Origin of the sequence: Antiquaquibacter metalliresistens (genome assembly GCF_029211225.1) — a bacterium.
Taxonomy (GTDB): Bacteria; Actinomycetota; Actinomycetes; order Actinomycetales; family Microbacteriaceae; genus Rhodoglobus; species Rhodoglobus metalliresistens.
This window is the reverse complement of the sequence record NZ_JARGEM010000003.1, coordinates 264,627-286,713: the sequence shown is the minus strand read 5'-3', so window position 1 is coordinate 286,713 and position 22,087 is coordinate 264,627. Positions and strand designations below refer to the sequence as shown.

Genomic DNA, 22,087 nt, shown 5'->3' with positions numbered 1-22,087 from the left:
TTGTCGGCAGCACGGTTCGGCGCTTCGACAGGAAAAGTAGCGTTCTTGACAGAATGATGCAAGAACTAAACAAACTGCAAGAAACTTGCGTTACTTGCGCGCCGGGGGTGGTCCCGTGGAGGCACGCACGACGAGTTCCGGCTCGAACAGGTACTCGTCGGTGACGGGTGCGGAGCCTCGGATCTGCCCGACCAGCAGTTCGATGATCATGCGGCCCATCGGATCGATGGGCTGCCGGATCGTGGTGAGCGCAGGGTCGGTGGCGTTCATCAGCGCCGAGTCGTCGAAGCCCACCACCGACACGTCCGACGGCACGTCGAGGCCCGCCCGGCGCACCGCGCGGATCGCCCCGAGCGCGATCGGGTCCGACATGCAGATCATCGCCGTGACGCCGGTCGACAGCAGTCGGGTGGCCGCGGCCTGACCGGCTTCGAGCGAGTAGTGCGAGTGCGCGACCTGCACCGGGATGCCGGAGGCCGCCGCCGCGCGCCGCGCCGCGGCCAGCTTGCGCTGCGACGGCACGTGGTCCTCCGGCCCGAGCACGAGACCGATGCCGGTGTGGCCCAGCTGGATCAGGTGATTCCAGGCCTGTTCCATGGCGACCGCGTCATCCGTCGAGACCGTCGTGAAGCGCAGCTCGGCGACCGGCGCGTTGACGAACACCGTCGGAATGCCCAGTTCGGTGAGCCGAGCGTAGTGCTCGTGCGGCGCGCTGCCCTGCGTGTATTGACCACCGACGAAGACCATGCCGGAGACCTGCTGCTGGATCAGCAATTCGATGTAGTCCGCCTCGGAGATGCCACCCGCCGTCTGGGTGCACAGCACCGGCGTGTACCCGCTCTGCACGAGCCCCGCTGCGATCGCCTCGCCGAACGCCGGGAAGATCGGGTTCTGCAACTCGGGCAGGAAGAGCCCGACCAGCCGCGCGCGTTCACCGCGCAGCTTGGTGGGCCGCTCGTAGCCGAGCACGTCGAGCGCCGTCAGCACCGCCTGGCGCGTCGCCTCCGAAACCCCGGGCTTCTCGTTCAGCACCCGGCTGACCGTGGCTTCGCTGACCCCGACCTTTCTCGCAACCTCCGCCAGTCGTCTCGACATGCGACCAGGGTACGCAAACCTTGCAAGACAACGCAAGAACTTGCAGATGACGCCGCCCGCATGCCCCGTACGATGGCGGAATGCCACGCATCCTGGTCGCGCTCGCGCTCAGCAGTCACCCCCTGCCGAGCCTCGCCGTGACCGCCATCACGGTCGTGATGGGATTCACCGTCGGCCTCGAGCCCTGGCGCCTGGTGCTGCTCGGTCTCGCGGTGCTGATCGGTCAGCTCGCCGTCGGCCTCTCGAACGACTGGCTGGATGCCGAACGCGACCGTGCGGTCGGCCGACGCGACAAGCCGGTCGCCGACGGCCGAATCCCCATCGAGGCGGTGCGGGTGTCGGCGATCGTCGCGACCGTGCTCGGCGCGGCGCTCATGCTGCCCCTGGGCTGGGCGGCCGCCCTCGCCCACGCCGCCTTCATCGCCGCCGGCTGGTGCTACAACGCCTGGCTCAAGCGCACCGCGTTCTCGGTGCTCCCCTACTTGGGCTTCGGCCTGCTGCCGCTCATCGTCACGCTCGCGCGCCCGGAACCGGCGGTCGCCGCACCGTGGGCGATCGCGGCGGGTGCCCTTCTCGGCGTGTCCGCCCACTTCGGCAACGTGCTCCCCGACCTCGTCGACGACCGGGCGACCGGCGTGAACGGGTTGCCGCACCGCCTGGGTCGGCGCGGATCGGGACTGGTGATCGCGGTGAGCCTTGCCGCGGCATCCGTGGCGATCGTGCTGGGTTCGGGTGCGCAAGCCGCGCTCCTGGTCGGGCTGGGCATCAGTCTCGTGCTCGCCGTCGTGTGCGCGGTGCTCGTGCTGGTCGACCGGGCCTCGCGTGCGGTGTTCTGGATCATCATCGCCGCCGCCCTCATCGACGTCGCGCTGCTAGCGATGGCCGGGCAGCGACTCGTCGCCTGAAGGCTCGACCGCGGTCCGCGCCGGGTTGCGGATGCCGATGAAGGCGACGATGCCTCCGGCGATCAGCAGCCCCGCCGTGACGATGAGCGCACGGTGGAAGCTGCCCACGGCGAGCTCTCCGGCCAGGATCACCCCGATCATCGCGGTCGCGATCAGCCCAGCGACGCGGGCGACCGCATTGTTCACCGCGGAGCCGATGCCCGCCTGCGTCGAGGGGATCGAGCCGAGGATCGCCGAAGTCAGTGGCGCGACCGTCATCGACAGGCCGAGCGAGAACACGAGCACGCCGGGCAGCACCTGCGTCCAGTAGTCCACCTCGGTGCCCGTGGTCAGCATGAGGAGGTATCCGATGCCGCCGAGGATGGGGCCGACCGTCATGAAGAAGCGGGGACCGTACCGGCCGGACAGCGTGCCGAAGATGCCGGAGAGGAACACGTTGGCCAGCGACACCGGCAGGAAGGCGAGCGCGGCGAGCGTCGCCGGATAGCCCGCGACCTGCTGCAGGTACACCGTCACGATGAAGCCGCCGAGGCCGAGCGCACCGTAGACGAAGACGGTCGAGGCGTTGCCCCAGGCGAAGTTGCGCGAGGCGAAGATGCCCAGCGGCAGCATCGGGTTTCTGGCCCGCGACTGCCACCACACGAACAGGGCGAAGCTCAGCAGGCCGAGGCCGAAGGGCAGGTACACGGCCGGGCTCGACCAGCCGTAGTTGCCCTGCTCGATGAGCGCGAACACCGGACCGCCGAGGCCGAGCACCCCCAGCACCGCGCCGAGGTAGTCGATGCGACGGTCGCTGCGCACGTCGCGCTGCTTGAGCACCACGAGCAGCCAGAGCGTCACCGCGATGGGCAACACGTTGATGGCGAACACCAGACGCCAACTGAGCAGGTCGACGAAGAGTCCGCCGAGGATCGGTCCAGCCAGGAACGAGGCGCTCGTCCACGCCGTCCACTGCCCGATCGCCTTCGACTGGGCGGCGTCGCGGAACGTGGAGATGATCAGCGCGAGCGAACTGGGCACGAGCAACGCGCCGGCGATGCCCTGCACGCCGCGCAGCACGATCACCAGCTCGGCCGTCGGGGCGACCGCGATGAGCACGGATGCCACGCCGAACCCGATGAGCCCGGCGCGCAGCACGACGATCCGCCCGTAGACGTCGGAGAGCGAGCCCGCGAGCAGGATGAGCGAACTCAGCGTGATGAGGTAGGCGTCGACGACCCACTGCTGCGTCGTGAGGCCTCCGCCGAGCTCTTCACTGATCGCGGGCAGCGCCACGTTGATCACGGAGCCGTCGAGGAACGCGACGAAGGAGGCGAGGATCGCGATCACCAGTACGAGGCGCTGTTCGCGGGTCATCCCGCCACCGCCTCGAGCACCGCGGCGATCACACGCTCGTCGGTGAGCACCCCGAAATGGCCGATGTAGGGCACTTCGACGTTGGTTGCGCCCTCGAGCGCGCTTCCGGCTGGCACATGGAAATCGTATGCCCCGAAGATCGAGGTGATGCGGTCGTTCACCTGCGTCTGCGCCGCGAGGGCCCGAATGGTGGGGTTCTCCGGATGGAACTCACGCAGGGCGGGCGCCAGTGTGTACTTCGCGCGGCTGGAGCCCTGGAACGGGGTCGCGATCGCGATCAGGCGGTCGATGCGTGCGGCGGAATCCAGATTCGCGAGCATGTACTTGCCGATCAGGCCGCCCTTGCTGTGCGCGACGAGGCGCACGCCCCTCAGCCCACGACGCTCGATCTCGGCGTAGACGATCGCCGCGACGGCGGGGATCGGCGCGTTGTTGCGCCGCACCTCCGGCACGACGTGCACGGGGTGCCCCGCCTCGTGCAACCGGCGGCCCAGCTCGCGCAGGAACAGCCACGGCTCCCACACCCCCGGCACCAGCACGACCGGATGCCGCGTGCCACTGCTCCACGCCGCCGGTGCCGCACCACCGCGCAACGCGGCGGCGCGCCAGCGCAGCGCCAGCGCGTAGTCCCGCGCGATCGCCGGAGCCCGCCTCATCGCGCCGGGTGCTCCGCGCGCGTGACCGCCATGCCCGTCAGTCTAGGCACGACGGCTCACAGCCGGTCGACGGCTGTGACGCGCACCACCGCGATCCCCTGCTCCGCGGATGCCTCGAGGTCGACGATCGCGGAGATGCCCCAGTCGTGGTCGCCGGCGGGGTCGTCGAAGATCTGCCGCACGCTCCATTGGGCCGGCGCCTCGGTGATCAGGAGCATGGCGGGTCCGCGCGCATCCGGGCCGGTGCCGAGCGAGCCGTGCTCGTCGAAGTAGCCGTCCATGGCGTTCGCCCAGGCGTCCGCGTCGAAGCCGGATGCGGCATCCAGCTCCCCGAGGGCGGCCCAGTTCTCGAGCGCCGCGAGCTGCACCCGGCGGAACAGCTCGTTGCGCACGAGCACGCGGAACGCGCGCGGGTTCGAGAGCACGCTCGGCGGGGGCGGCGGCAGCGCCGGCGCGGTCGGATCCTCGCCCGGCGAGCGCAGGCTCTCCCACTCGTCGAGCAGGCTCGAATCCACCTGCCGCACGAGCTCGCCGAGCCACTCGATGAGGTCCTGCAGTTCCTCGGTCTTGGCGTCGTCGGGCACCGTCTGGCGCAGGGCCCGGTAGGCGTCGGAGAGGTAGCGCAGCACGAGGCCCTCGCTGCGGGCCAGGCCGTAGTATCCGACGTAGTCCGCGAAGGTCATGGCACGCTCGAACAGGTCCCGCACCACGGACTTCGGACTGAGGGCGAAGTCGCCGATCCAGGGCTGGCTCGCGGAGTAGGTGCGGAACGCGGCATCCAGCAGCTCCTCGAGGGGCTTGGGCCAGGTGATCTGCTCGAGCAGCTCCATGCGCTGGTCGTACTCGATGCCCTCGGCCTTCATCGCCGCGACAGCCTCGCCGCGCGCCATGAACTGCTGCTGCGAGAGCACCGGCCGCGGGTCGTCGAGGGTCGCCTCCACGATCGAGACCATGTCGAGGGCATAGGTCGGGGATGCCGCATCCAGCAGCTCGAACGAGGCGAGCGCGAACGGCGACAGCGGCTGGTTGAGCGCGAAGTTCGGCTGCAGGTCGACCGTGAGCGTGATGCGGCCGTCCGCATCCTGCTGCACGACCCCGGCGGTGCGCAGGGTGCGGTAGATCGAGAGCGCGCGCCGGGCGAGCGCGAGCTTGTTGGCCCACGGTTCGTGGCTGCCGAAGATGAGCTCGCGCACGTCTTCGAACGGGTGCGCGCCGCGCGCGATCACGTTGAGGATCATCGAGTGAGTGATTTGCATGCGCGAGACGAGCGGTTCGGGCTCGGCTGCGATCAGGCGCTGGAACGAGGTCTCGCTCCACGAGACGAAGCCCTCTGGCGCCTTCTTGCGCACGATCTTGCGCACCTTCTTGATGTCATCGCCGGCCTTCGCTACCAGCCGCGCGTTCTCAGCCTCGTGCTCCGGCGCTTGGGCGACGACGGTGCCTGCGGTGTCGTAGCCGGCTCGGCCGGCGCGGCCAGCGACCTGGTGGAATTCGCGGGCGCTGAGCTGGCGCATCCTGGTGCCGTCGAACTTCGTGAGCCCGGTCATGAGCACCGTGCGGATCGGCACGTTGATGCCCACCCCGAGGGTGTCGGTGCCGGCGATCACCCGAAGGTGCCCCTGCTGGGCGAGCTGCTCGACGAGCCGGCGGTACTTGGGCAGCATGCCCGCGTGGTGCACGCCGATGCCCGAGCGGATGAGCCGGGACAGCGTCTGCCCGAAACGGGTGGTGAAGCGGAAGTCGCCGATCGCCTCGGCGATCTCGTCCCGACCCTCCTTGCCGATCACCTTCGTGCTCGTCATCGCCTGGGCGCGTTCGAGGGCCGCCGCCTGCGAGAAGTGCACGACGTAGATCGGCGACTGACCGGTGTGCAGCAGGTCTTCGATGGTCTCGTGCACCGGCGTCAACGCGTAGGAGTAGTGCAGCGGCACCGGTCGGTCGACCCCCGTGATGAGGCTCGTCTCGCGGCCCGTGCGGCGGGAGAGGTCGTCGGCGATCTCCTGCATCGGCCCGAGGGTGGCCGACATGAGCAGAAACTGCACGCGCGGCAGGGTCAACAGCGGCACCTGCCAGGCCCAGCCGCGGTCCGGGTCGGCGTAGTAGTGGAACTCGTCCATGACGACCTGGTCCACGGGGGCGTCGGCGCCGTGACGCAGGGCGAGGTTGGCGAGGATCTCGGCCGTGCAGCAGATGATCGCGGCATCCGGATTCACGCTCGAATCGCCAGTGACCATGCCGACGTTCTCGGCGCCGAAGATGTCGACGAGAGCGAAGAACTTCTCGCTGACGAGAGCCTTGATCGGGGCGGTGTAGTAGCTGCGCTGCCCCTGCGCGAGGGCGATGAAGTGGGCGGCGATCGCCACGAGTGACTTGCCAGTGCCGGTGGGCGTGGAGAGCACGACGTTGTTGCCGGAGACGAGTTCGATGAGCGCCTCGTCCTGCGCGGGATACAGGGGCAGGCCACGGGATGCCGCCCAGCCCGCGAAGGCGTCGTACGCGGCATCCGCGTCGTAGGGACTCGGCGCGAGGTCGAGGATGCCGGGCATGGCTCAACCGTGCCACATCGCGGGGGCGATCGCCGACCCGCGGACGACGCGCTGCGCCTCCTGGGTGGTTTCCACTCATGGTGCTGCAAGGGCCGCCCGGGCAGGGTGGAGCCATGATCGACACCGAACCTCGCCGCCGTCTGGCCGCCGCACTCGGCGCCGCAGCCATCCTTGCCCTCGCGCTCACCGGATGCGCGGGCACGCCGACAACCCCGGACTCCGGTACCGCGGACGCACCCATTGCCGAAGCGGAGACGCAGACCGAGGCCGACACGAGCAGTGACGAGGTCGTCGTGATCGGCGGGGAGCTGCCGAGCGGCACCGTGGCGCTGCTCGCCGAGACCTACGCGAAGGGCCGCGACCCGCGCCCGACCGTGGAGTTCCTCGACGCGATGACGGTGCGATTCGAGTTCCCGAGCGCGCTCGGCGAGTCGGACCTGATCGGCAACTGCCAGATCGCGTGGGGAAGCCTGGAGGCCGAGGGCGTGCAGATCTTCATCGTCGACCCGTCGACCGAGACCGACTGCAACGCCCTCATCACGGGCTGAGCCTCAGGCGGTGTGCTCGGCCGCGACCCTCGCGTACGCGTACTCGACATAGGCCCAGAAGTCGGCGACCTCGAGGCGCACCGCGACGTTCGCGTTCGGGATGAGGGGGTCGAAGTCGACGACGGTCATGCCGGTCGTGAACTGGCCCTTCAGTTCCACGTCGACGCGCGCGGGACGCAGCTCGAACAGGTCGGGACGGCTGACGTACGCCACGGCGCACACGTCGTGCACCGACTGGCCGTCCCACGCCGGATCGTCGGGGTTCGAGAAGAAGGTGGCCAGGGGCACGATGAGCTCGTCCGCGAGAGCGCCGAGCCGCTTCATCCGTTCGATCACCGCGTCATTGGCCTGCGCCTGCAGCGTGAGATCGAGGCCGATCATGGTGACGTTCCAGTCTGCGGCGAAGACGATCGCGGCGGCCTCCGGGTCGGCGTAGATGTTGTACTCGGCCGCGGGCGTCGCGTTGCCGCGCGTCGCGGACCCGCCCATGATCGTGAACGAGCGCACCCAGCGGGCGATCGCCGGTTCGCGTTGCAGGGCGAGGGCGATGTTCGTCAGCGGCCCGGTCGCGACGAGATCGATCGCACCCGGGGTCTTGCGCAGTGCCTCGACGATGAAGTCGGCAGCGTGCTCCCCCGTGTCCTGCAGCGTCGCCGCGGGCAGCACGATGTCACCGAGTCCACGTTCGCCGTGCACGTGCGAGGCGTCGACGGGTTCCCGCACGAGCGGGCGATCGGCACCCGCGGAGACCGGCACCGTCGGAAACTTCAGATACTCCCGCAGTTCGAGCGCGTTGCGCGTGGTGTTCTCGAGGCTGACGTTGCCGCCGACCGTGGTCACCCCCACGAGCTCGAGCGCCGGGTCACCGTGCGCGAGCAGCAGCGCGAGGGCGTCGTCGAGACCGGGGTCGCAGTCGAGAATCAGTTTGCGGGCCATGGCTCAAACGTAGTGTCCGACGGCCACCGTTGTATCGAGTTCGTCGTCGCGCACGATGGATGCCACGAGCCCGGCCACTTCGATGGCGGCGGCCACGGCATCCGCCTGCCGTTCGCTCACCTCGGTCACGAACCAGCCGCCGGAGGCAAGCCACGCGGGCGCCCCGGCCACCGCGCGCCGCACCACGTCGAGGCCGTCCGCCCCGCCGTCGAGGGTGACGGGCGGCTCGAACAGTCGCGCCTCGCGCGGCAGCAACCGGATGTCGTCGGTCGGCACGTAGGGCGCGACGAGGGTGATCACGTCGAACCGCGCGGGCGACAGGGGCGCGTAGAGGTCACCGAGCAGAGCATCGACGCCGTTGCGGCGTGCGCACGCGACCGCGGCGGGGTCGAGGTCGGTGGCGGCGAGGGTGCCGCCGAGCGCCCCGGCGACGACGAGCCCGACCGCACCGGAACCGCAGCACAGGTCGAGCACCGCCCCGCCCGGCCGACCCCGCTCGATCGCAGCGGCCACGAGCGCCTCGGTGCGCGGCCGCGGCACGAAGACGCCGTCATCGATCAGGATGCGACGGCCAGCGAACTCCGCCCAACCGAGCACGACCTCCAGGGGTGTGCCCTGGGCGCGTCGCTGCACCATCGCCTCGAGGGTGGCGGGGTCATCCGTCGCCGCCTCGAGCAGCGCCGCCTCATCTTCGGCGAAGACGCAGCCGGCGGCGCGCAGTCGTTCGACGATGCTCGCCATCAGGCCAACGCCAGCAGCACGCACGCACCGATCGCGAGCACGACGCCGATCAGTTGCACCGGGGCGAGTCGCTCGTGGTGCACGAACCTCGCGAGCACGATGGTCGCTACCGGGTAGAGCCCGACGAGCACCGAGACGATCGCGAGGCTGCCCGACTGCAGCGCGGCCAGCAGGAACGCGTTCGCGCAGCCGAGCAGCACGCCGCCGAGCGCGCTCGCGACTCGCGCGCGAGCGACCGTCGGCTGCGGGCCATCGTGCGGCTCGTCGAGCATGCCCAGCAGGCGGCGTCCGGCAGGCAGGCGCACGACGAGCAGCAGCACACCGAGCAGCACCACCCCGACGGTGATCTCGACGACCGCCGATGTGACCCCCGACTCTCGCGGTGCCTGGTCGAGGAAGACGATCGAGAGCCCCAGCATCACGCCCGCGAGCACGCCGAGCACGATCGTCTTGGGCGGGATGCTGGACTTCGCACCTGGGCGCGTCACCGAGATCAACCCGGCGCCGGCGAGCGCGACGACGACAGCGACCCACGCGAGCGGGGACAGTCGCTCGCCGAGCACAACCGCGACGACCACCGGCACGAGGGAACCGAGCACGGCGATCAGCGGTGCTGCGAGACTGATGGGTCCGGCCGCGAGCGCGGCGTAGAAGGCGAGGAACCCCAGGATCGCAACGACCCCGGCGAGCGCGCCCCAGAACACGGTCTCGCCCGACCACGCCCCGCCGACGATCGGCAGCGCCACGAGGAGGGTCAGCAGCGCGATCACGTAGGTGATGGTCGTGCCCGGCAGCACGCGCAGGCGACGCGCGCCCACCGCGCCGAAGAAGTCGGAGACGCCGTAGGCGAGAGCGCAGGCCAAGGCGAGGGAGAGGGTGAGGATCACAGTGACAGCGTGCCATGTCGGCGGGCGGGGTGGTGGCGCGCTAGAGGTACTTCGCCATCCGTTTCTCGAGCAACTCGACGAGCTCGGGCTGCATGAACGTGTAGTCGTCTGGGATGTCGAGACACACGACCCGCTTGCCCGCCAACTGTCGCGGGAACGCCCGCTTCAGCTTCGATCGGTGCGACTTCTCCATCACAACGATGAGATCGGCCCACTGCACCTGGTCGCCCGAGAGACGCAGCTCGGCGTCGGGTGCGAGGCCCGCCGAATCCGTCTCGGCATGGTCGGCGAACACACGCTCGGCAGTCGGACTGCGCAGGCGGTTACGGCTGCAGAGGAACAGGATGTTCACGGGGTCAACCAGTCAGATGAATCGGACGACCGCAAGGACCGCTCCGCAAGATAGTTGTGAGCTCCGTCTACGGACCGCTTGCGGCGCCGGCGTTCTCACGACTGCATCAGGCCTTTCCTTCAGCCACCGCCCGTCGGGCAATCTCGAGGCGGCCTCGAAGCCAACCTTTCGGATCGCAATCGTATGCTGCGCAGTCCGCCTTCCACCGTTCGAAGTCCTGCCTCATCTCGAGATCAGACTTGCGCAGCACCTCGTAGCCGTGGATGTACTGCAGGCCGCGCATAACCATGAGTTCCCGTGGCTCGACACTACGCTCCACCCATTGGGCAGCCCATTGATGCCCCTCACCACGTGTCGTGCCCCCAGCAATCATGCCCATCCAGACGCGCTCGACGTCGGCCCTCTGGGGCGCACCCTCAGATTCCACCTAAACCAGATGCCCTTCTCGACTTACCCACCAGCGACCCAGCAGTCAAGGCCCCGCAACCCAGCGCCGCCCCGACGGGCCACAGTCAACAAGCTGTGCATCCACCGCGTCAAGAGTATTGGAGAGAAGAACTCACATCCCGTGAGCTCACGGGTCGCCCGGGTACAATCTTCTGTGACCTCCGAGACCCCCGCCATCGATCCCGCAGATCTGGAGGCGACCCTCCGAGTGCTGCGCGGCATGGCCGAGCTCGATGAGGAACACCCCGACTTCGTGGCCGTGCGCCAGGCCACCGCGAAGATGTTCAAGGCCGTCAAGAAGGCCCGCCGCCTCGAACTGCGGGCGGTCGTCGCCGATGCCGATCGGGCGGTCGTGGCCGCGACCGCCACGGGTGCACCGGACCGCATCGATGACGAGACCCGCGGCATCCCCCTCGAACAGCGCATCAGCGCGCCCACCGCGGGCACCCTGATCAAGGCGCGCGCCTGCTACATCTGCAAGCAGCCGTACACGGTCGTCGACGCGTTCTATCACCAGCTCTGCCCGGACTGCGCGGCGATGAGCCACGCCAAGCGCGACGCCCGCGCCGACCTCACCGGCAAGCGCGCGCTGCTCACCGGCGGCCGCGCGAAGATCGGCATGTACATCGCGCTGCGGCTGCTGCGCGACGGCGCACACACCACGATCACGACGCGCTTTCCCCGGGATGCCGTGCGCCGCTTCACGAGCCTGCCCGACTCCCCCGAGTGGATCGACCGCCTCAAGGTCGTCGGCATCGACCTGCGCGACCCCGCCCAGGTGATCGGACTGGCCGAAGATGTCGCGGCCGCCGGCCCCCTCGACATCCTCATCAACAACGCCACCCAGACGGTGCGCCGCTCCCCCGGCGCCTACCAGCCGCTCGTGGATGCCGAGCTCGCCCCGCTGCCAGACGGTCCCCTGCCCGAGCTGGTCACCTTCGGTCACACCAACGACGCCCACCCGCTCGCGCTCGCCCGCTCGGTGACGGCGCACCCCATCCTCGCCGCCGCGGCGGCGAAGGCCGAGGAACTCACCGAGCAGGCGATGGCCGCGGGGTCGAGTTCGCTCGAGCGCCTCGCGGCGGGTACCGCGATCGACGCGGGCGGGCTTGTGCCCGACCTGCACGACGTGAACTCGTGGACGCAGAAGGTCGACGAGGTCGAACCGATCGAGTTGCTCGAGGTGCAGCTGGCGAACTCGACGGCGCCGTTCATCCTGATCTCCAAGCTGCGGCCTGCGATGCGTGCGTCCGCGGCCCGTCGAAAGTACGTGGTCAACGTGAGCGCGATGGAGGGGGTGTTCGGTCGCGGGTACAAGGGGCCGGGGCATCCGCACACCAACATGGCCAAGGCCGCGGTGAACATGCTCACCCGCACGAGCGCGCGCGAGATGTTCGAGTCGGACGGCATTCTCATGACGAGCGTCGACACCGGCTGGATCACCGACGAGCGACCGCACCCGACGAAGGTGCGCCTCGCGGAGGAGGGCTTCCACGCCCCGCTCGACCTCGTCGACGGCGCCGCGCGCGTGTACGACCCGATCGTGCGCGGCGAGGCCGGCGAAGACGTGTTCGGCGTGTTCCTGAAGGACTACCGGCCCGGCCAGTGGTGAACCTGCTGCCCGGAATGCGCGTGGTCGTGCGCTACCGGCTGCCCGACGGACGGGCCACCGACGCGCTCGGGATGCTGCTGACCGCGGACGAGTCGCATCTCGTGGTCGACGGCAAGCGCGGCGTGGAGACGATCGCGATCGCCGACGTCATCGCGGCGAAGCCGGTGCCACCGCCACCGCAATCACGACCCTGAGGTCGGAGCGGACCCCGCCCAGGCCGGGAACGCCAGTGCAAGCGCGGCGAGGATCGCCTGCAGAGCGATGGCCAGCAGCAGCAACCCGAACACTCGGGTGAGCACGCTCATCCCCGTGGACTTGAGCCCCCGCGCCACCCAGGGCCCCGCGGCGTAGACGAGCGCGACCGCGGCGCCGATCACGATGACGGTGGCGATGCCGAGCAGGTAGTCGACGAGGCCGGTGTACTCGTGCGCGAAGGTGATCACGAGCGCGATCGCACCAGGACCGGCGAGCACCGGAATCGCGAGCGGCACGACGACCGGCGATTGGCCCGGCTCGACGGCGACCGGATCGGACTTCGCGGTGAGCATCGCCCAGCCGATCGAGGCGACGAGCAGATTGCCGGCGATCTTGAACGCGGTCATGTCGATGCCGAAGGCGTCGAGCACGAAGGTGCCGCCGACGAGGGCCACCACCAGCACCACCACGACGGCGATCGCGACGAGCACGGCGGTGCGCCGCTGCTTCGCGGGCGGCATGTCCTTGGTGAGTTCGAGGAAGATCGGCAACGTGCCGATCGGATTCGTGATCGTGAACAGGGCGATGGCGCCGGTGACGAGCGAAGGGGCGCTGATCGAATCCATGGCAGGAGCCTAGCGAGCAGGGACTTCCCCCGGAGCCGAGACCCGCGTACCCCTCTGGTGGTCTCGACCCCGTGCTACGGATGCCCCCCGGCATCCCATTCGCGCCCGCGAACCCGACTGCGGGCGAGCGCCTATGAACGACGCGGTCGTCGACTCCGGAGGCCGAGGAAGACGCCGCCGAGCGCGAGCACGGCGACTGCGAAGGCACCCAGTGCGAGGGATGTGGTCTCCCCGGTCGCGGGAAGCCCGGGGGCGGCCGCGGTGCCGGTATCGGCCGTGACCACGGCTCGGGGAACGCCCGTGGCGGTGTCGAGCGGCGCGATCGCCGTTCCGATGGTCGTGCCGTCGCCACCGCCGGAACAACCCGGAGTCGTGAAGACGTTGTCGAGCAGCGTCACGGCCGCGGTCTGGGCGAAGAGGCGCCCCTCGATGGTCGCATTCGTGCCCACGGTCGCGCTCGCCTGTGCGATCGCGGTGCCGACGAATGCGGCACCGGTGCCGATCGAGACGGAGCTGCCGACTCGCCAGAAGATGTTGCAGGCCTGCACGGGGCCGATGAACGCGAAGTCCGCGCCCGCGCCGGAGGTGAGCGAGCTCACCGCGGTGAAGATGAACACGTCGTCTTCGTCGCCCTGAAGGGTGATGGTGCCGGTGTGGTCGAGCGAGGTCGCCGACGAGTACGAACCGGAGGTGTAGGTGAATCCGCCGAGGTTCGCGGAGCCGACGTCGTAGTTCGGCACGGCCATGAGCGCGTTGGCCGCCGTGGTCACGTCGTCCTGCGCCGTGAGCGCCACCGGTCCGGCCGAATAGGATGCCCCACCGAGGTTCGCCGGAACGAAGCCAACGAGCGCCGTGCCCGGGCTGACGCCCAGGTCGCCGGGGAGGAAGGTGCCTGCACCGGAGTTGGTCACGCTCGAGCCGGCAAGCACCGAGAACGTCTCAGCGGTGCCGAGGAATCCGACGTCGCCAGGCGCAGCGTGCGCCGCGCCGGCGGTGCCTGCGAAGGTGAGGGCACCGGCGAGCAGTGCCACCCCGGATGCGCGGAGAAGGGTTGGACGAAGAAGCATTTGCACCTGCTTTGATCATGAGTTCGGTCGCACCGTTCATGATCAGCGGGATGTGCGTCCCTCGGTTCGTGCCAACTGATCCTGTGCCCAGGCTGCGCTCCGCACCGGTAGATGTCAAGGTCTAGCCCCGTTCGGGGGGTGCGCAGTTCGGTAACGGGCGCGCGGCTCAGGAACGGCCGGCGCGCAGTCTCACGTAGAGGGCGAGGAGCCTCGGCACGACGATGTACACGGCGGTCGGCACCACCACGGCGGTGAGCACGAGCGCGCGGAGCACGGGATGCCACTCGGACGCGAACGAGGCCATGACGCTGAGGCCGACGGCCACGAGCGGGAAGATCGCGAGCCAGGTGATCAGCGCGCGCACGTGCACGGAAGGCGGGGCGGCTGGCGACGACGGCGCGGCGGCACGCTGGGGTGTTTCGAGTTCGGTCATGCTGTTCTCCAACTGTCTGGTTGGCAAAACCATACCGCCGGTGTCGCGAATCTGCAACTATTCGGTTGGAATCGCGTACCATGGCGATATGGCCTGGGACATCGAACGCACGAAGCAGCGGCTGCTCGACGCCGGCACCGCCGAGTTCAGCGCGCGCGGCCTCGCCGGCGCCCGAGTCGACCGCATCGCCGCGACCGCCGGTGTCAACAAGGAACGCATCTACCAGTACTTCGGCAACAAGGAGCAGTTCTTCGGCGCCGTGCTCTCCAACCAGCTCGCGCTCGTGATGGATGCCGTGCCGATCACCGGGCACGGGATCGAAGCGATCACCGACTATGCCGCGCGGGTCTTCGACTACCAGTGCGCGCATCCCGAGCTGGCCAGACTCACCTTCTGGGAGGGCCTCGAACTCGGCACCCCGGTGGACGAGGAGTCCCGACGCGAGCGCTCGACGGTGAAGGTGGAGCGCGTGCTCGACGCCGTTCCCGCGCTGACTCGCGAACAGGCGGAAGAACTACTGCTGACGATCCTGACCCTCGCCGACGGGTATCAGGCGCTGCCGAATCTCGACCGCCTGTACACGGGGATGACCTGGCCCGACCCCGGCCGTCTCACCCGTCGCCGCGCCGCCGTCGTCGCGACCGCTCGCGCAGCCCTCGACGCGATGCTCGCGGACCCGTCGCCCGTATCATGAGCACATGACGAGCCCGCTCGTGCAGCCCGCTCGCCGCTCCAAGGCGGACGAGCGCATCGTCGCGGCGACGCTCGACATTCTGCGCAGTCGTGGGCCGCTCGCGGTGAGCGTCGAATCCGTGGCCGCCGCCTCCGGTGTCGCCAAGACCACGATCTACCGCCGGTTCTCCAACCGCGCCTCGCTGCTGACCGGGGTGGTGACCTCGGCGTCGGCGGCCGTCGCGATCCCCACCGACCTGACGACCCGTGAGACGCTCGGCTGGGTGCTGCGCAACGCCAGCGACACGATCGAGCAGGTGATCGGCCGCGGTACGGTCGCCGCGGTGCTCGCCAACGAAGACCCGGAGTTCACCACCCTGCTGCTGGAGATGATCCGCACCTCCACCCGCCCCCTCCGCGACACGCTGCGTGCCCGGGTCGAGGCCGGCGAGATCCCCGACGAGATCGACATCGAACTCGTGATGAGCATGCTGCTCGGCGTGGTGATCGCCGAGCTCATCCGTGGACGGGAGACCGACGACGCCTGGGTCGAGTCCGTGCTCGGCTTGATCTGGCCGGCGTTCGAGGCACGCTGACTCAGCGCGGCAGCACCTTGCCCGGGTTGAAGTTGGCCCCGGCATCCGCACCCTCGAGCAGCGCGCGCATCACGACCACGCCCTGCTCGGAGATGTCCTGCGACAGCCACGGCGAATGCTCGACGCCCACGCCGTGGTGGTGCGAGATCGTCGCGCCGCTGTCGACGAAGGACTGCTGGATCGCGTTCTTCACCAGGTTGTACTCGGCGATCGGATCCTTGTCGAACACGAAGGCGAAGGTGAAGTAGAGGCACGCCCCCGAGTGGTACGAGTGCGAGAGGTGCGACATGATCCAGCCCTTGATGCCGAGCTGGTCGTAGGCGCCCTGGGCCGCGGCGTAGGCGTTCTCGTGCACGGCGATGAGCTTCGACCACGGCGCCGCGGTCTCCGAGACGTCGCCGGCCGCCCCCCGGTCGAGCAGGAAGTCGCGCAGATAGGGGGTGTCGAACTTCTTCTGGTCGTAGAGGATGCCGGGGCCCGTGCCCACGCCCATGCCGCCGTGCTTCTTGACGATCGCATCGACGAGCTTCTTCTGACGCTTGGCGTGGGACACGCTGCCCTCGTACCCGATGAAGCTCAAGCAGATGTCGTCGAGGTTCCAGCCCTTCGACTTCATGAGCCCGGGCAGCACCGTGCCCGCGAGGAACTTGTCGAAGCCCTTGCGGTCCTTGCTCGTCGCGAGCGAGAAGCCGGTCTCGTTGGAGTCGGAGATGCGGGTGATCGATGGCGTGGCATCCGACTCGCTGATCTCCTGCATCGCGGCGATGCCGGCCTTCCAGTTCGGGAAGAAGTAGGCGTAGACGTCGCGCTTGGCCGGGATGCGATGCACCTGCACGGTGACCTCGGTGATGACGCCGAGGCGGCCCTCCGAGCCGAGGATCATCTCGCGCACACTCGGTCCGCTCGACGTGCTCGGCAGCGGACGCAGCACCAGCACGCCGCCGGGACGCACCACGCGCATGCCGCGCGCGATGTCGGCGATGTCGCCGTACTTGTCGGACTGCATGCCGCTCGAGCGCGTCGCGACCCAGCCGCCGACGGTCGAGTGCGTGAAGGAGTCCGGGAAGTGACCGATGGTCCACCCCTTGGCCTTGAGCTGGGCCTCGAGGTCCGGCCCTTGTGCGCCGGCCTGGATGCGGGCGAGGCCCGAATCGGCGTCGATGTCGACGACCTCGCGCAGCCGGCCGAGGTCGAGCGAGACGATGGTGCGCTTCTCCGCGGGGATCGGCTCGAGGCTGCCGGCGATGTTGCTGCCGCCGCCGAACGGGATGATGACCGCGTCTGCGGCGACCGCAGCATCCACGATCGCCTGCACCTGGGCCTCGTCGGCCGGGTACACCACGACGTCGGGCGCACGCAGGATCATGTTGCCGCGAATGCGCACCAGGTCGCGCAGCGACTTGCCATAGGTGTGGATGACGCGCACCATGTCGTCGGTGGTCGCGTGCTCGGCGCCGACGATGGCGGTGAGCGCCTTCACGAACGCCGCCGACGCCTTGGACTTCGGCACCTCGAGCTCGTCGAACGAGGGCTCGACCGCGGTGGTCGCCGTCTTCAGGTCGAGGCCGACGGCCTCGAGCACGAAGGGCGCGAAGCCGGGCTTGTCCTCGTGGTGGAACCCCACCCCGTCGAGGCCCCAGCCCCACCACTTCATGTGCTTGACGTCGGTCATGCCTGCTCCTGTCATCGGGTACCTCGGTGCGATCCGGCCGGCAGCGGCAGGATCCTCTCGTGCAGTATCTGCACCGCGTCGTGGATGCGGTGGGTGAATTCTTCCGCGGTTTCGCCCTCGGCGCGCGTCATCGGCGCCCCGAACACCACGGCCACCGGCAGTCTGCCGCGTTTCGGCCAGTTCACGCCACGCGGCATCGCGGTGCTCGCTCCCACGATCGCCGTCGGCAGGCAGGGCGCGCCCGTCGCGATCGACAGCGCAGCGGCTCCCGGCTTGAAGCGACCGAGCTGCCCGGTCTTCGAACGCCCGCCCTCCGGGAAGATCAGCAGCGGCACCCCGCGCTCGAGCAGCGAACGGGATGACCCGGTGCGCTTGCCCTCGGAATTGCGCTCGATCGCGAACGCGTTGAAGAAGAGGGTCGTGAGCCACTTGCGCCAGCGGACGTCGAAGAAGTAGTCGGCGGCGGCACCGGCGGCGAGGTACCGGGCCTTGCGCCGCGGCAGCGCCCCGATGATCAACGGCGCATCCAGGTGGCTGGAGTGGTTGGCGACCACGATGAACGGTGCGTCCAGCGCGGCGATGTCGTCGAGCCCGTGCACCGAGACCCTGGTGAGCCGCCAGACGAGGGGCTTGAGCAGCCCGCGCTGCGCGACGAACCGCGCGGTCGCCATCGTCCGCGAAGTGAACCGGTCGTACGTGGGCATCTAGGGTCGGGCCTTCGCGGGGGTCACATCCTGCTGTTCGGAGCCGCCCGCCCTTCCGGATGAGGAGATACCGGCCGAGACCCACCGGATCGTGCGTTGCGGAAGGTGCCGGGCAAACCATCCGAGCACTCGGTACCGAACCGTGGGTATGCACACCACCTTGCCGCGGCGCGAATCGCGCAAGGCGATGCGCACCACCGCCTGCGGTTGCGTCCACAGGAACCCGGGCAGGTTGCTGCGGCGGCCGCCGGAGCGCTCGTGCCACTCGGTGCGCACCCACCCCGGCAACACGGCGGTCACCGTGATGCCGGTGCCGCGCAGTTCGACGGCCAAGCTCTGGCTGTATGCGGTGACCCAGGCCTTGATCGCCGCGTACGAGCCGGTCGCGAGGAAGCTCTGCAGGCTGGAGATGGTGATGATGCGGCCACCACGACCGCGCATCGCCCGGGCCGCCGCGCCGCCGAGCACCAGAATCGCGCGACACATGACTTCGAAGGCATGTTCATGCTGGGCCGTGTCCGCCGAGGCGAGCGGGGCGTGCACCGCGAACCCGGCGCTGTTGACGAGCACATCGATGGGACGCGCGGCGTCGCCGATGCGGGCTGCGACACGGGCGACATCCGCACGATCGCCGAGATCGGCGCGAAGACTCTCGACATTGATGCCGTACGCGGCATGGAGTTGGGCGGCACTCGTCTCGAGACGCGCCGCGTCCCTCGCCACGAGCACGAGATCGTGCCCTTCGGCAGCCAGCTGGCGGGCGAACTCTGCACCGATGCCGGAGGTTCCGCCCGTGATCAGAGCCGTTGCCATGACGCTGAGCTTACGCTACGGGCCCCGTAGCGTCAGGCGGCTAGACTCGTGAAAATCAGCGACGCAGCCATGGAGGAATCAATGCCGGAGCAGAAGGAGGCGCCCGTCGACATCATGCGCTTCCCGGCCCCCGACTTCGACGTGCGGGAGTACGCGCGCACCGCCGCCGGCACGCACCGCGAGCAGCTCGGACTCGACGCCTACCGGGCAACGCCGCTCAGCGCGGACGTGCTGCGCCTGCTGCGCTATCTGCAGATCGTCGAACGCGCCACCATGACCCATCTGCGCAGCGTGCTCGTGACGGCGACGCACAAGGATGCGCGCATCACCGCATTCCTGACCACCTGGGCGTTCGAGAAGTACTGGATCGCGGACGCGCTCGAGCAGATCCAGCTCGTTCATGCCCCGGAAGGCACACAACCCGACCGCGCCCCGTTCACCACCCCCGAGGAACGCACGATCCGGGAGTCGATCGTGGCCAACATCATCGGCCTGCCGATGATCACCGTGCACATGACGCTCGGCACGGTCGACCAATGGCTCAACATGGCCGCCTACACGCGCATCGAGCAACTCGCCGGCAACGCGCGACTGTCGGCCACGATCGCCGAGCTGCTGACCATCAAGCAGCGTCAGCTCGACTTCTTCGAGGCGCAGTCCCGGTTCCGGCTGACCGACGCCCCCCGCTCGCAGCGCCTGGTGCGTCGGCGGCTCGCCAAGACGCCGTGGCCGATCGGCGCGAAGGCCGAGCCCGCCCACGAGACCGAGTTCTTCTTCGACACCCTGTTCCGTTCCGCACCGGAGCTCGTCGCCGCGCTCGACGCCCGCGTGGACACGCTGCCCGGCCAGGCCAGCCTCGGGCTGATCCGGAAGGCCGCGCGACTGTGAGTCCCAAGAAGATCGTGAGCCCCGCGAACAGCGAGTACGCGCCCGTGCTCACGAACGAGCACGTGTTTCTCACGGGCGGCACCGGGTTTCTCGGGCAGGCGATTCTCGAGCGACTGCTGTCGTCGCATCCCGACACCCGCATCACCGTGCTCGTGCGCGGCAAGGGCAGCCTGAGCCCGGCGGCGCGCCTGACGAACATGCTGCGCAAGCCCGTGTTCGCCTCCTGGATCGAACGGGTCGGCGAGGATGAGGCCAAGCGCCAGTGGGCCCGTCGCGTCGTCGCCCACGACGGCTCGCTCTCAAACGTGGGCACCCTGCCCGACGACATCGACGTCGTGCTGCACAGTGCATCCACCGTCTCGTTCGACCCGCCCATCGACGAGGCGTTCGACACCAACGTCGGCGGCGCGCACGGCGTCTACGGGGCGCTCCTGGCCTCGAAGAGCGACCCGCACGTCGTGCACATCTCCACGGCGTACGTCGGCGGCATCCGTAAGGGCATCGCGCCCGAGGCATCCCTCACCCATGACGTCGACTGGCGGGCCGAGTACGAGGCCGCGAAGTCGGCCCGCGTGCGCGTCGAGCTCGAGTCCCGGCAGCCGGAGGCGCTGCGCCGCCAGCTGGAGCGGGCGAAGGCGCGGCACGGCAAGACCGGTCCGCAGGCGGTCGCCGCCTTCGCGGAGACCGCGCGCACCGAGTGGGTGCGCGAGCGGCTCGTGGACTACGGCCGCACCCGCGCCGAGAGCCTCGGCTGGACCGACGTCTACACGCTCACGAAGGCCTTCGCCGAGCGCGCGGCCGAAGAGCTCTGGGCCGACGCCGGGCACCGACTGTCGGTCGTGCGCCCCTCGATCATCGAGAGCGCGCTGCACCACCCCTTCCCGGGGTGGATCGACGGCTTCAAGGTCGCCGACCCGCTCATCATCGCCTACGGTCGCGGACAGCTGCCCGACTTCCCGGGCCTGCCCGATTCGGTGCTCGACGTCATCCCCGTCGACTTCGTCGTCAACGCCGCCCTCGCGGTCGCCGCCCGCACGGCCGTGCCGCGTGAACCGAAGTACTTCCAGGTGGTCTCGGGCAAGACTAATCCGCTGCCGTTCCACCGCATGTACGAGAACGTGCACACCTACTTCACGGCGAATCCTCTGCCCGACGAGAAGGGCGAGATCCGGGTGCCGAAGTGGCGCTTCCCGGGTGGGCAGAAGGTCGAGAAGGCGCTCACGCAGCGTGAGCGCCAGGCCGCGCGCGCCCAGCGCTGGGTCGAGAAGCTGCCGACCACCCCGCGCACCCGGCGTTGGCTCGACACCCTAGTCAAGGGCCAGCACGGGCTGCAGCAGTTGCGCGCCTTCACGGAGCTCTACCGCGCCTACGTGCAGACCGAGATCATCTTCGACGACACCAACACCAGGGCGCTGCTGGCGACCCTCTCCCCCGAGGTGCGCGCCGACGAGGGCTTCGACGTGCTCGAGATCGACTGGGAGCACTACTTCCAGCAAATCCACTTCCCCGCCGTCACCACCCTCACCCGCGCGTTCGGCAAGCGGCCCGCGGCCAAGGCGCGGGGCGCGCGGATGCTGCCCGCGCGATCCGATGTCGTCGCCGTCTTCGACCTCGAGGGCACCGTGCTCGAGTCGAACCTCGTCAAGCAATACCTCACGCTGTGGGCCGGCACCGTGCCGCGTTCACGGGTCGCGCACGACCTCGCCAACTTCGCGTTCTCGCTGCGCAAGTACCTGCGCGCCGAACGTCGGGACCGCGGCGAGTTCATCCGCACCTTCATGCGTCGCTACCAGGGCTTCAAGGTGGCCGAGATCGAGCGCGAGGTGCGCGGCGGGTTCGGGCGCGCCATGCTGCGCCGCGCCCTGCCCGAGGCGCTCGCGCGCGTGCAGGAGCACCGGGATGCCGGCCACCGCACCATCCTCGTCACCGGCTCGATCGACCTCATGGTCACCCCCTTCCTGCCGTTCTTCGACGAGGTGGTCGCGGGCCGCATGCAGGAGCGCGATGGCGTGCTCACCGGCTTCCTCGCCGACCCCCCGCTCGTCGACGAGGCACGTGCCGCCTGGCTGCGGCACTACGCGGCGCAGCACGGCTACGACCTCGCACACTCCTACGGTTACGGCGACAGTCACGCCGATCTGGTGTGGCTGCAGTTGCTCGGGCATCCGAACGCCGTGAACCCGGACATCCAGCTCTATCGACACGCGCGTGAGAAGCACTGGAACGTGCTTGACTGGAAGCGCCGACCCGCCCCGGCGCCTCGTGCAACCAGCTCCACACCCGAAACCCCGAGCGTCACGGAAGGAGTCGAGCGGGCGTCTTGACGCCGCTTCGGTAGCC

General features: G+C 69.4%; 22 protein-coding genes. 8 read left to right on the top strand and 14 right to left on the bottom strand.

All coding sequences use genetic code 11. The features are described 5' to 3' along the window. Positions 1-90: 90 nt before the first annotated feature. Positions 91-1,095: a LacI family DNA-binding transcriptional regulator gene (locus PYV02_RS06995; protein ID WP_275757551.1), complete on the bottom strand. Its 1,005-nt coding sequence runs from the start codon at positions 1,093-1,095 to the stop codon at positions 91-93. A gap of 80 nt (positions 1,096-1,175) precedes the next feature. Between PYV02_RS06995 and PYV02_RS06990 the strand changes: the two genes are divergently transcribed. After that, positions 1,176-2,000, top strand: a complete 825-nt coding sequence (locus tag PYV02_RS06990; protein ID WP_275757549.1) for a UbiA family prenyltransferase — start codon at positions 1,176-1,178, stop codon at positions 1,998-2,000. Here PYV02_RS06990 and PYV02_RS06985 read toward each other — a convergent pair. Genes PYV02_RS06985 through PYV02_RS06975 form a run of 3 tightly spaced genes read right to left on the bottom strand, consistent with a single transcriptional unit; the run spans position 1,968 to position 6,558 of the window. Continuing rightward, the gene (locus tag PYV02_RS06985; RefSeq protein ID WP_275757547.1) at positions 1,968-3,356 is read right to left on the bottom strand and encodes an MFS transporter; all 1,389 of its coding nucleotides are present in this window, start codon (positions 3,354-3,356) and stop codon (positions 1,968-1,970) included. The two genes, PYV02_RS06990 and PYV02_RS06985, sit on opposite strands and share 33 nt — an antisense overlap. Beyond that, on the bottom strand, positions 3,353-4,012 hold the full coding sequence (locus PYV02_RS06980) for an esterase/lipase family protein (RefSeq protein ID WP_275757545.1): 660 nt from the start codon (positions 4,010-4,012) through the stop codon (positions 3,353-3,355). The genes PYV02_RS06985 and PYV02_RS06980 overlap by 4 nt, the downstream gene beginning before the upstream one ends. A 56-nt stretch (positions 4,013-4,068) precedes the next feature. Next, positions 4,069-6,558, bottom strand: coding sequence for a DEAD/DEAH box helicase (locus PYV02_RS06975; RefSeq protein WP_275757543.1), 2,490 nt, complete (start codon positions 6,556-6,558; stop codon positions 4,069-4,071). 113 nt (positions 6,559-6,671) lie between these two features. Here PYV02_RS06975 and PYV02_RS06970 point away from each other — a divergent pair, with 113 nt between their 5' ends. Next, positions 6,672-7,106, top strand: coding sequence for a hypothetical protein (locus tag PYV02_RS06970; RefSeq protein WP_275757541.1), 435 nt, complete (start codon positions 6,672-6,674; stop codon positions 7,104-7,106). 3 nt (positions 7,107-7,109) lie between these two features. On the opposite strand, the gene PYV02_RS06965 is transcribed toward PYV02_RS06970, so the two are convergent. Genes PYV02_RS06965 through PYV02_RS06950 form a run of 4 tightly spaced genes read right to left on the bottom strand, consistent with a single transcriptional unit; the run spans position 7,110 to position 10,022 of the window. Then, entirely contained in the window at positions 7,110-8,042 is a 933-nt protein-coding gene (locus PYV02_RS06965; protein WP_275757539.1) for a nucleoside hydrolase, read from the bottom strand. A gap of 3 nt (positions 8,043-8,045) precedes the next feature. After that, positions 8,046-8,783, bottom strand: a complete 738-nt coding sequence (locus PYV02_RS06960; RefSeq protein ID WP_275757537.1) for a putative protein N(5)-glutamine methyltransferase — start codon at positions 8,781-8,783, stop codon at positions 8,046-8,048. Then, positions 8,783-9,670, bottom strand: coding sequence for a DMT family transporter (locus tag PYV02_RS06955; protein WP_275757535.1), 888 nt, complete (start codon positions 9,668-9,670; stop codon positions 8,783-8,785). Before PYV02_RS06955 ends, PYV02_RS06960 begins: the two co-directional genes overlap by 1 nt. A 40-nt stretch (positions 9,671-9,710) precedes the next feature. After that, positions 9,711-10,022 carry a low molecular weight protein tyrosine phosphatase family protein gene (locus PYV02_RS06950; protein WP_275757533.1) on the bottom strand — a complete coding sequence of 104 codons (312 nt, stop codon included), beginning with the start codon at positions 10,020-10,022 and terminating at the stop codon, positions 9,711-9,713. 601 nt (positions 10,023-10,623) lie between these two features. On the opposite strand from PYV02_RS06950, the gene PYV02_RS06945 reads away from it, so the two are divergent. After that, positions 10,624-12,081: an SDR family NAD(P)-dependent oxidoreductase gene (locus PYV02_RS06945; RefSeq protein WP_275757531.1), complete on the top strand. Its 1,458-nt coding sequence runs from the start codon at positions 10,624-10,626 to the stop codon at positions 12,079-12,081. Then, a complete protein-coding gene (locus PYV02_RS06940) occupies positions 12,075-12,275 on the top strand; it encodes a putative acetyltransferase (RefSeq protein ID WP_275757529.1) in 201 nt (66 codons plus the stop codon). The genes PYV02_RS06945 and PYV02_RS06940 overlap by 7 nt, the downstream gene beginning before the upstream one ends. On the opposite strand, the gene PYV02_RS06935 is transcribed toward PYV02_RS06940, so the two are convergent. The 3 genes from PYV02_RS06935 to PYV02_RS06925 all read right to left on the bottom strand — a co-directional run bounded on the left by PYV02_RS06935 (position 12,264) and on the right by PYV02_RS06925 (position 14,402). After that, the gene (locus PYV02_RS06935) at positions 12,264-12,902 is read right to left on the bottom strand and encodes a MarC family protein (protein ID WP_275757528.1); all 639 of its coding nucleotides are present in this window, start codon (positions 12,900-12,902) and stop codon (positions 12,264-12,266) included. The two genes, PYV02_RS06940 and PYV02_RS06935, sit on opposite strands and share 12 nt — an antisense overlap. Before the next feature lie 131 nt (positions 12,903-13,033). Then, a complete protein-coding gene (locus tag PYV02_RS06930; RefSeq protein ID WP_275757526.1) occupies positions 13,034-13,969 on the bottom strand; it encodes an ice-binding family protein in 936 nt (311 codons plus the stop codon). A gap of 166 nt (positions 13,970-14,135) precedes the next feature. Beyond that, positions 14,136-14,402: a putative antibiotic biosynthesis monooxygenase gene (locus tag PYV02_RS06925; protein WP_275757524.1), complete on the bottom strand. Its 267-nt coding sequence runs from the start codon at positions 14,400-14,402 to the stop codon at positions 14,136-14,138. A gap of 88 nt (positions 14,403-14,490) precedes the next feature. On the opposite strand from PYV02_RS06925, the gene PYV02_RS06920 reads away from it, so the two are divergent. Continuing rightward, entirely contained in the window at positions 14,491-15,096 is a 606-nt protein-coding gene (locus PYV02_RS06920) for a TetR/AcrR family transcriptional regulator (protein ID WP_275757522.1), read from the top strand. Positions 15,097-15,100: 4 nt separating this feature from the next. After that, positions 15,101-15,670 (top strand): TetR/AcrR family transcriptional regulator, encoded by a 570-nt coding sequence (locus PYV02_RS06915; protein ID WP_275757520.1) that lies wholly within the window; start codon positions 15,101-15,103, stop codon positions 15,668-15,670. A gap of 1 nt (position 15,671) precedes the next feature. On the opposite strand, the gene PYV02_RS06910 is transcribed toward PYV02_RS06915, so the two are convergent. From PYV02_RS06910 to PYV02_RS06900, 3 genes are read right to left on the bottom strand one after another with little or no spacing between them, the layout of a single operon-like run. Further along, entirely contained in the window at positions 15,672-17,342 is a 1,671-nt protein-coding gene (locus PYV02_RS06910; RefSeq protein WP_275757518.1) for an FAD-binding oxidoreductase, read from the bottom strand. An 11-nt stretch (positions 17,343-17,353) separates the two neighbouring features. Beyond that, a complete protein-coding gene (locus tag PYV02_RS06905) occupies positions 17,354-18,013 on the bottom strand; it encodes a lysophospholipid acyltransferase family protein (protein WP_275757516.1) in 660 nt (219 codons plus the stop codon). Between the two features lie 33 nt (positions 18,014-18,046). Continuing rightward, complete coding sequence (locus PYV02_RS06900) at positions 18,047-18,859, bottom strand: SDR family NAD(P)-dependent oxidoreductase (RefSeq protein WP_275757514.1); 813 nt, start codon at positions 18,857-18,859, stop codon at positions 18,047-18,049. A gap of 81 nt (positions 18,860-18,940) precedes the next feature. On the opposite strand from PYV02_RS06900, the gene PYV02_RS06895 reads away from it, so the two are divergent. Continuing rightward, on the top strand, positions 18,941-19,747 hold the full coding sequence (locus tag PYV02_RS06895; protein ID WP_275757512.1) for a hypothetical protein: 807 nt from the start codon (positions 18,941-18,943) through the stop codon (positions 19,745-19,747). Further along, positions 19,744-22,071, top strand: coding sequence for an SDR family oxidoreductase (locus tag PYV02_RS06890; RefSeq protein ID WP_275757510.1), 2,328 nt, complete (start codon positions 19,744-19,746; stop codon positions 22,069-22,071). The genes PYV02_RS06895 and PYV02_RS06890 overlap by 4 nt, the downstream gene beginning before the upstream one ends. Positions 22,072-22,087: the final 16 nt, after the last annotated feature.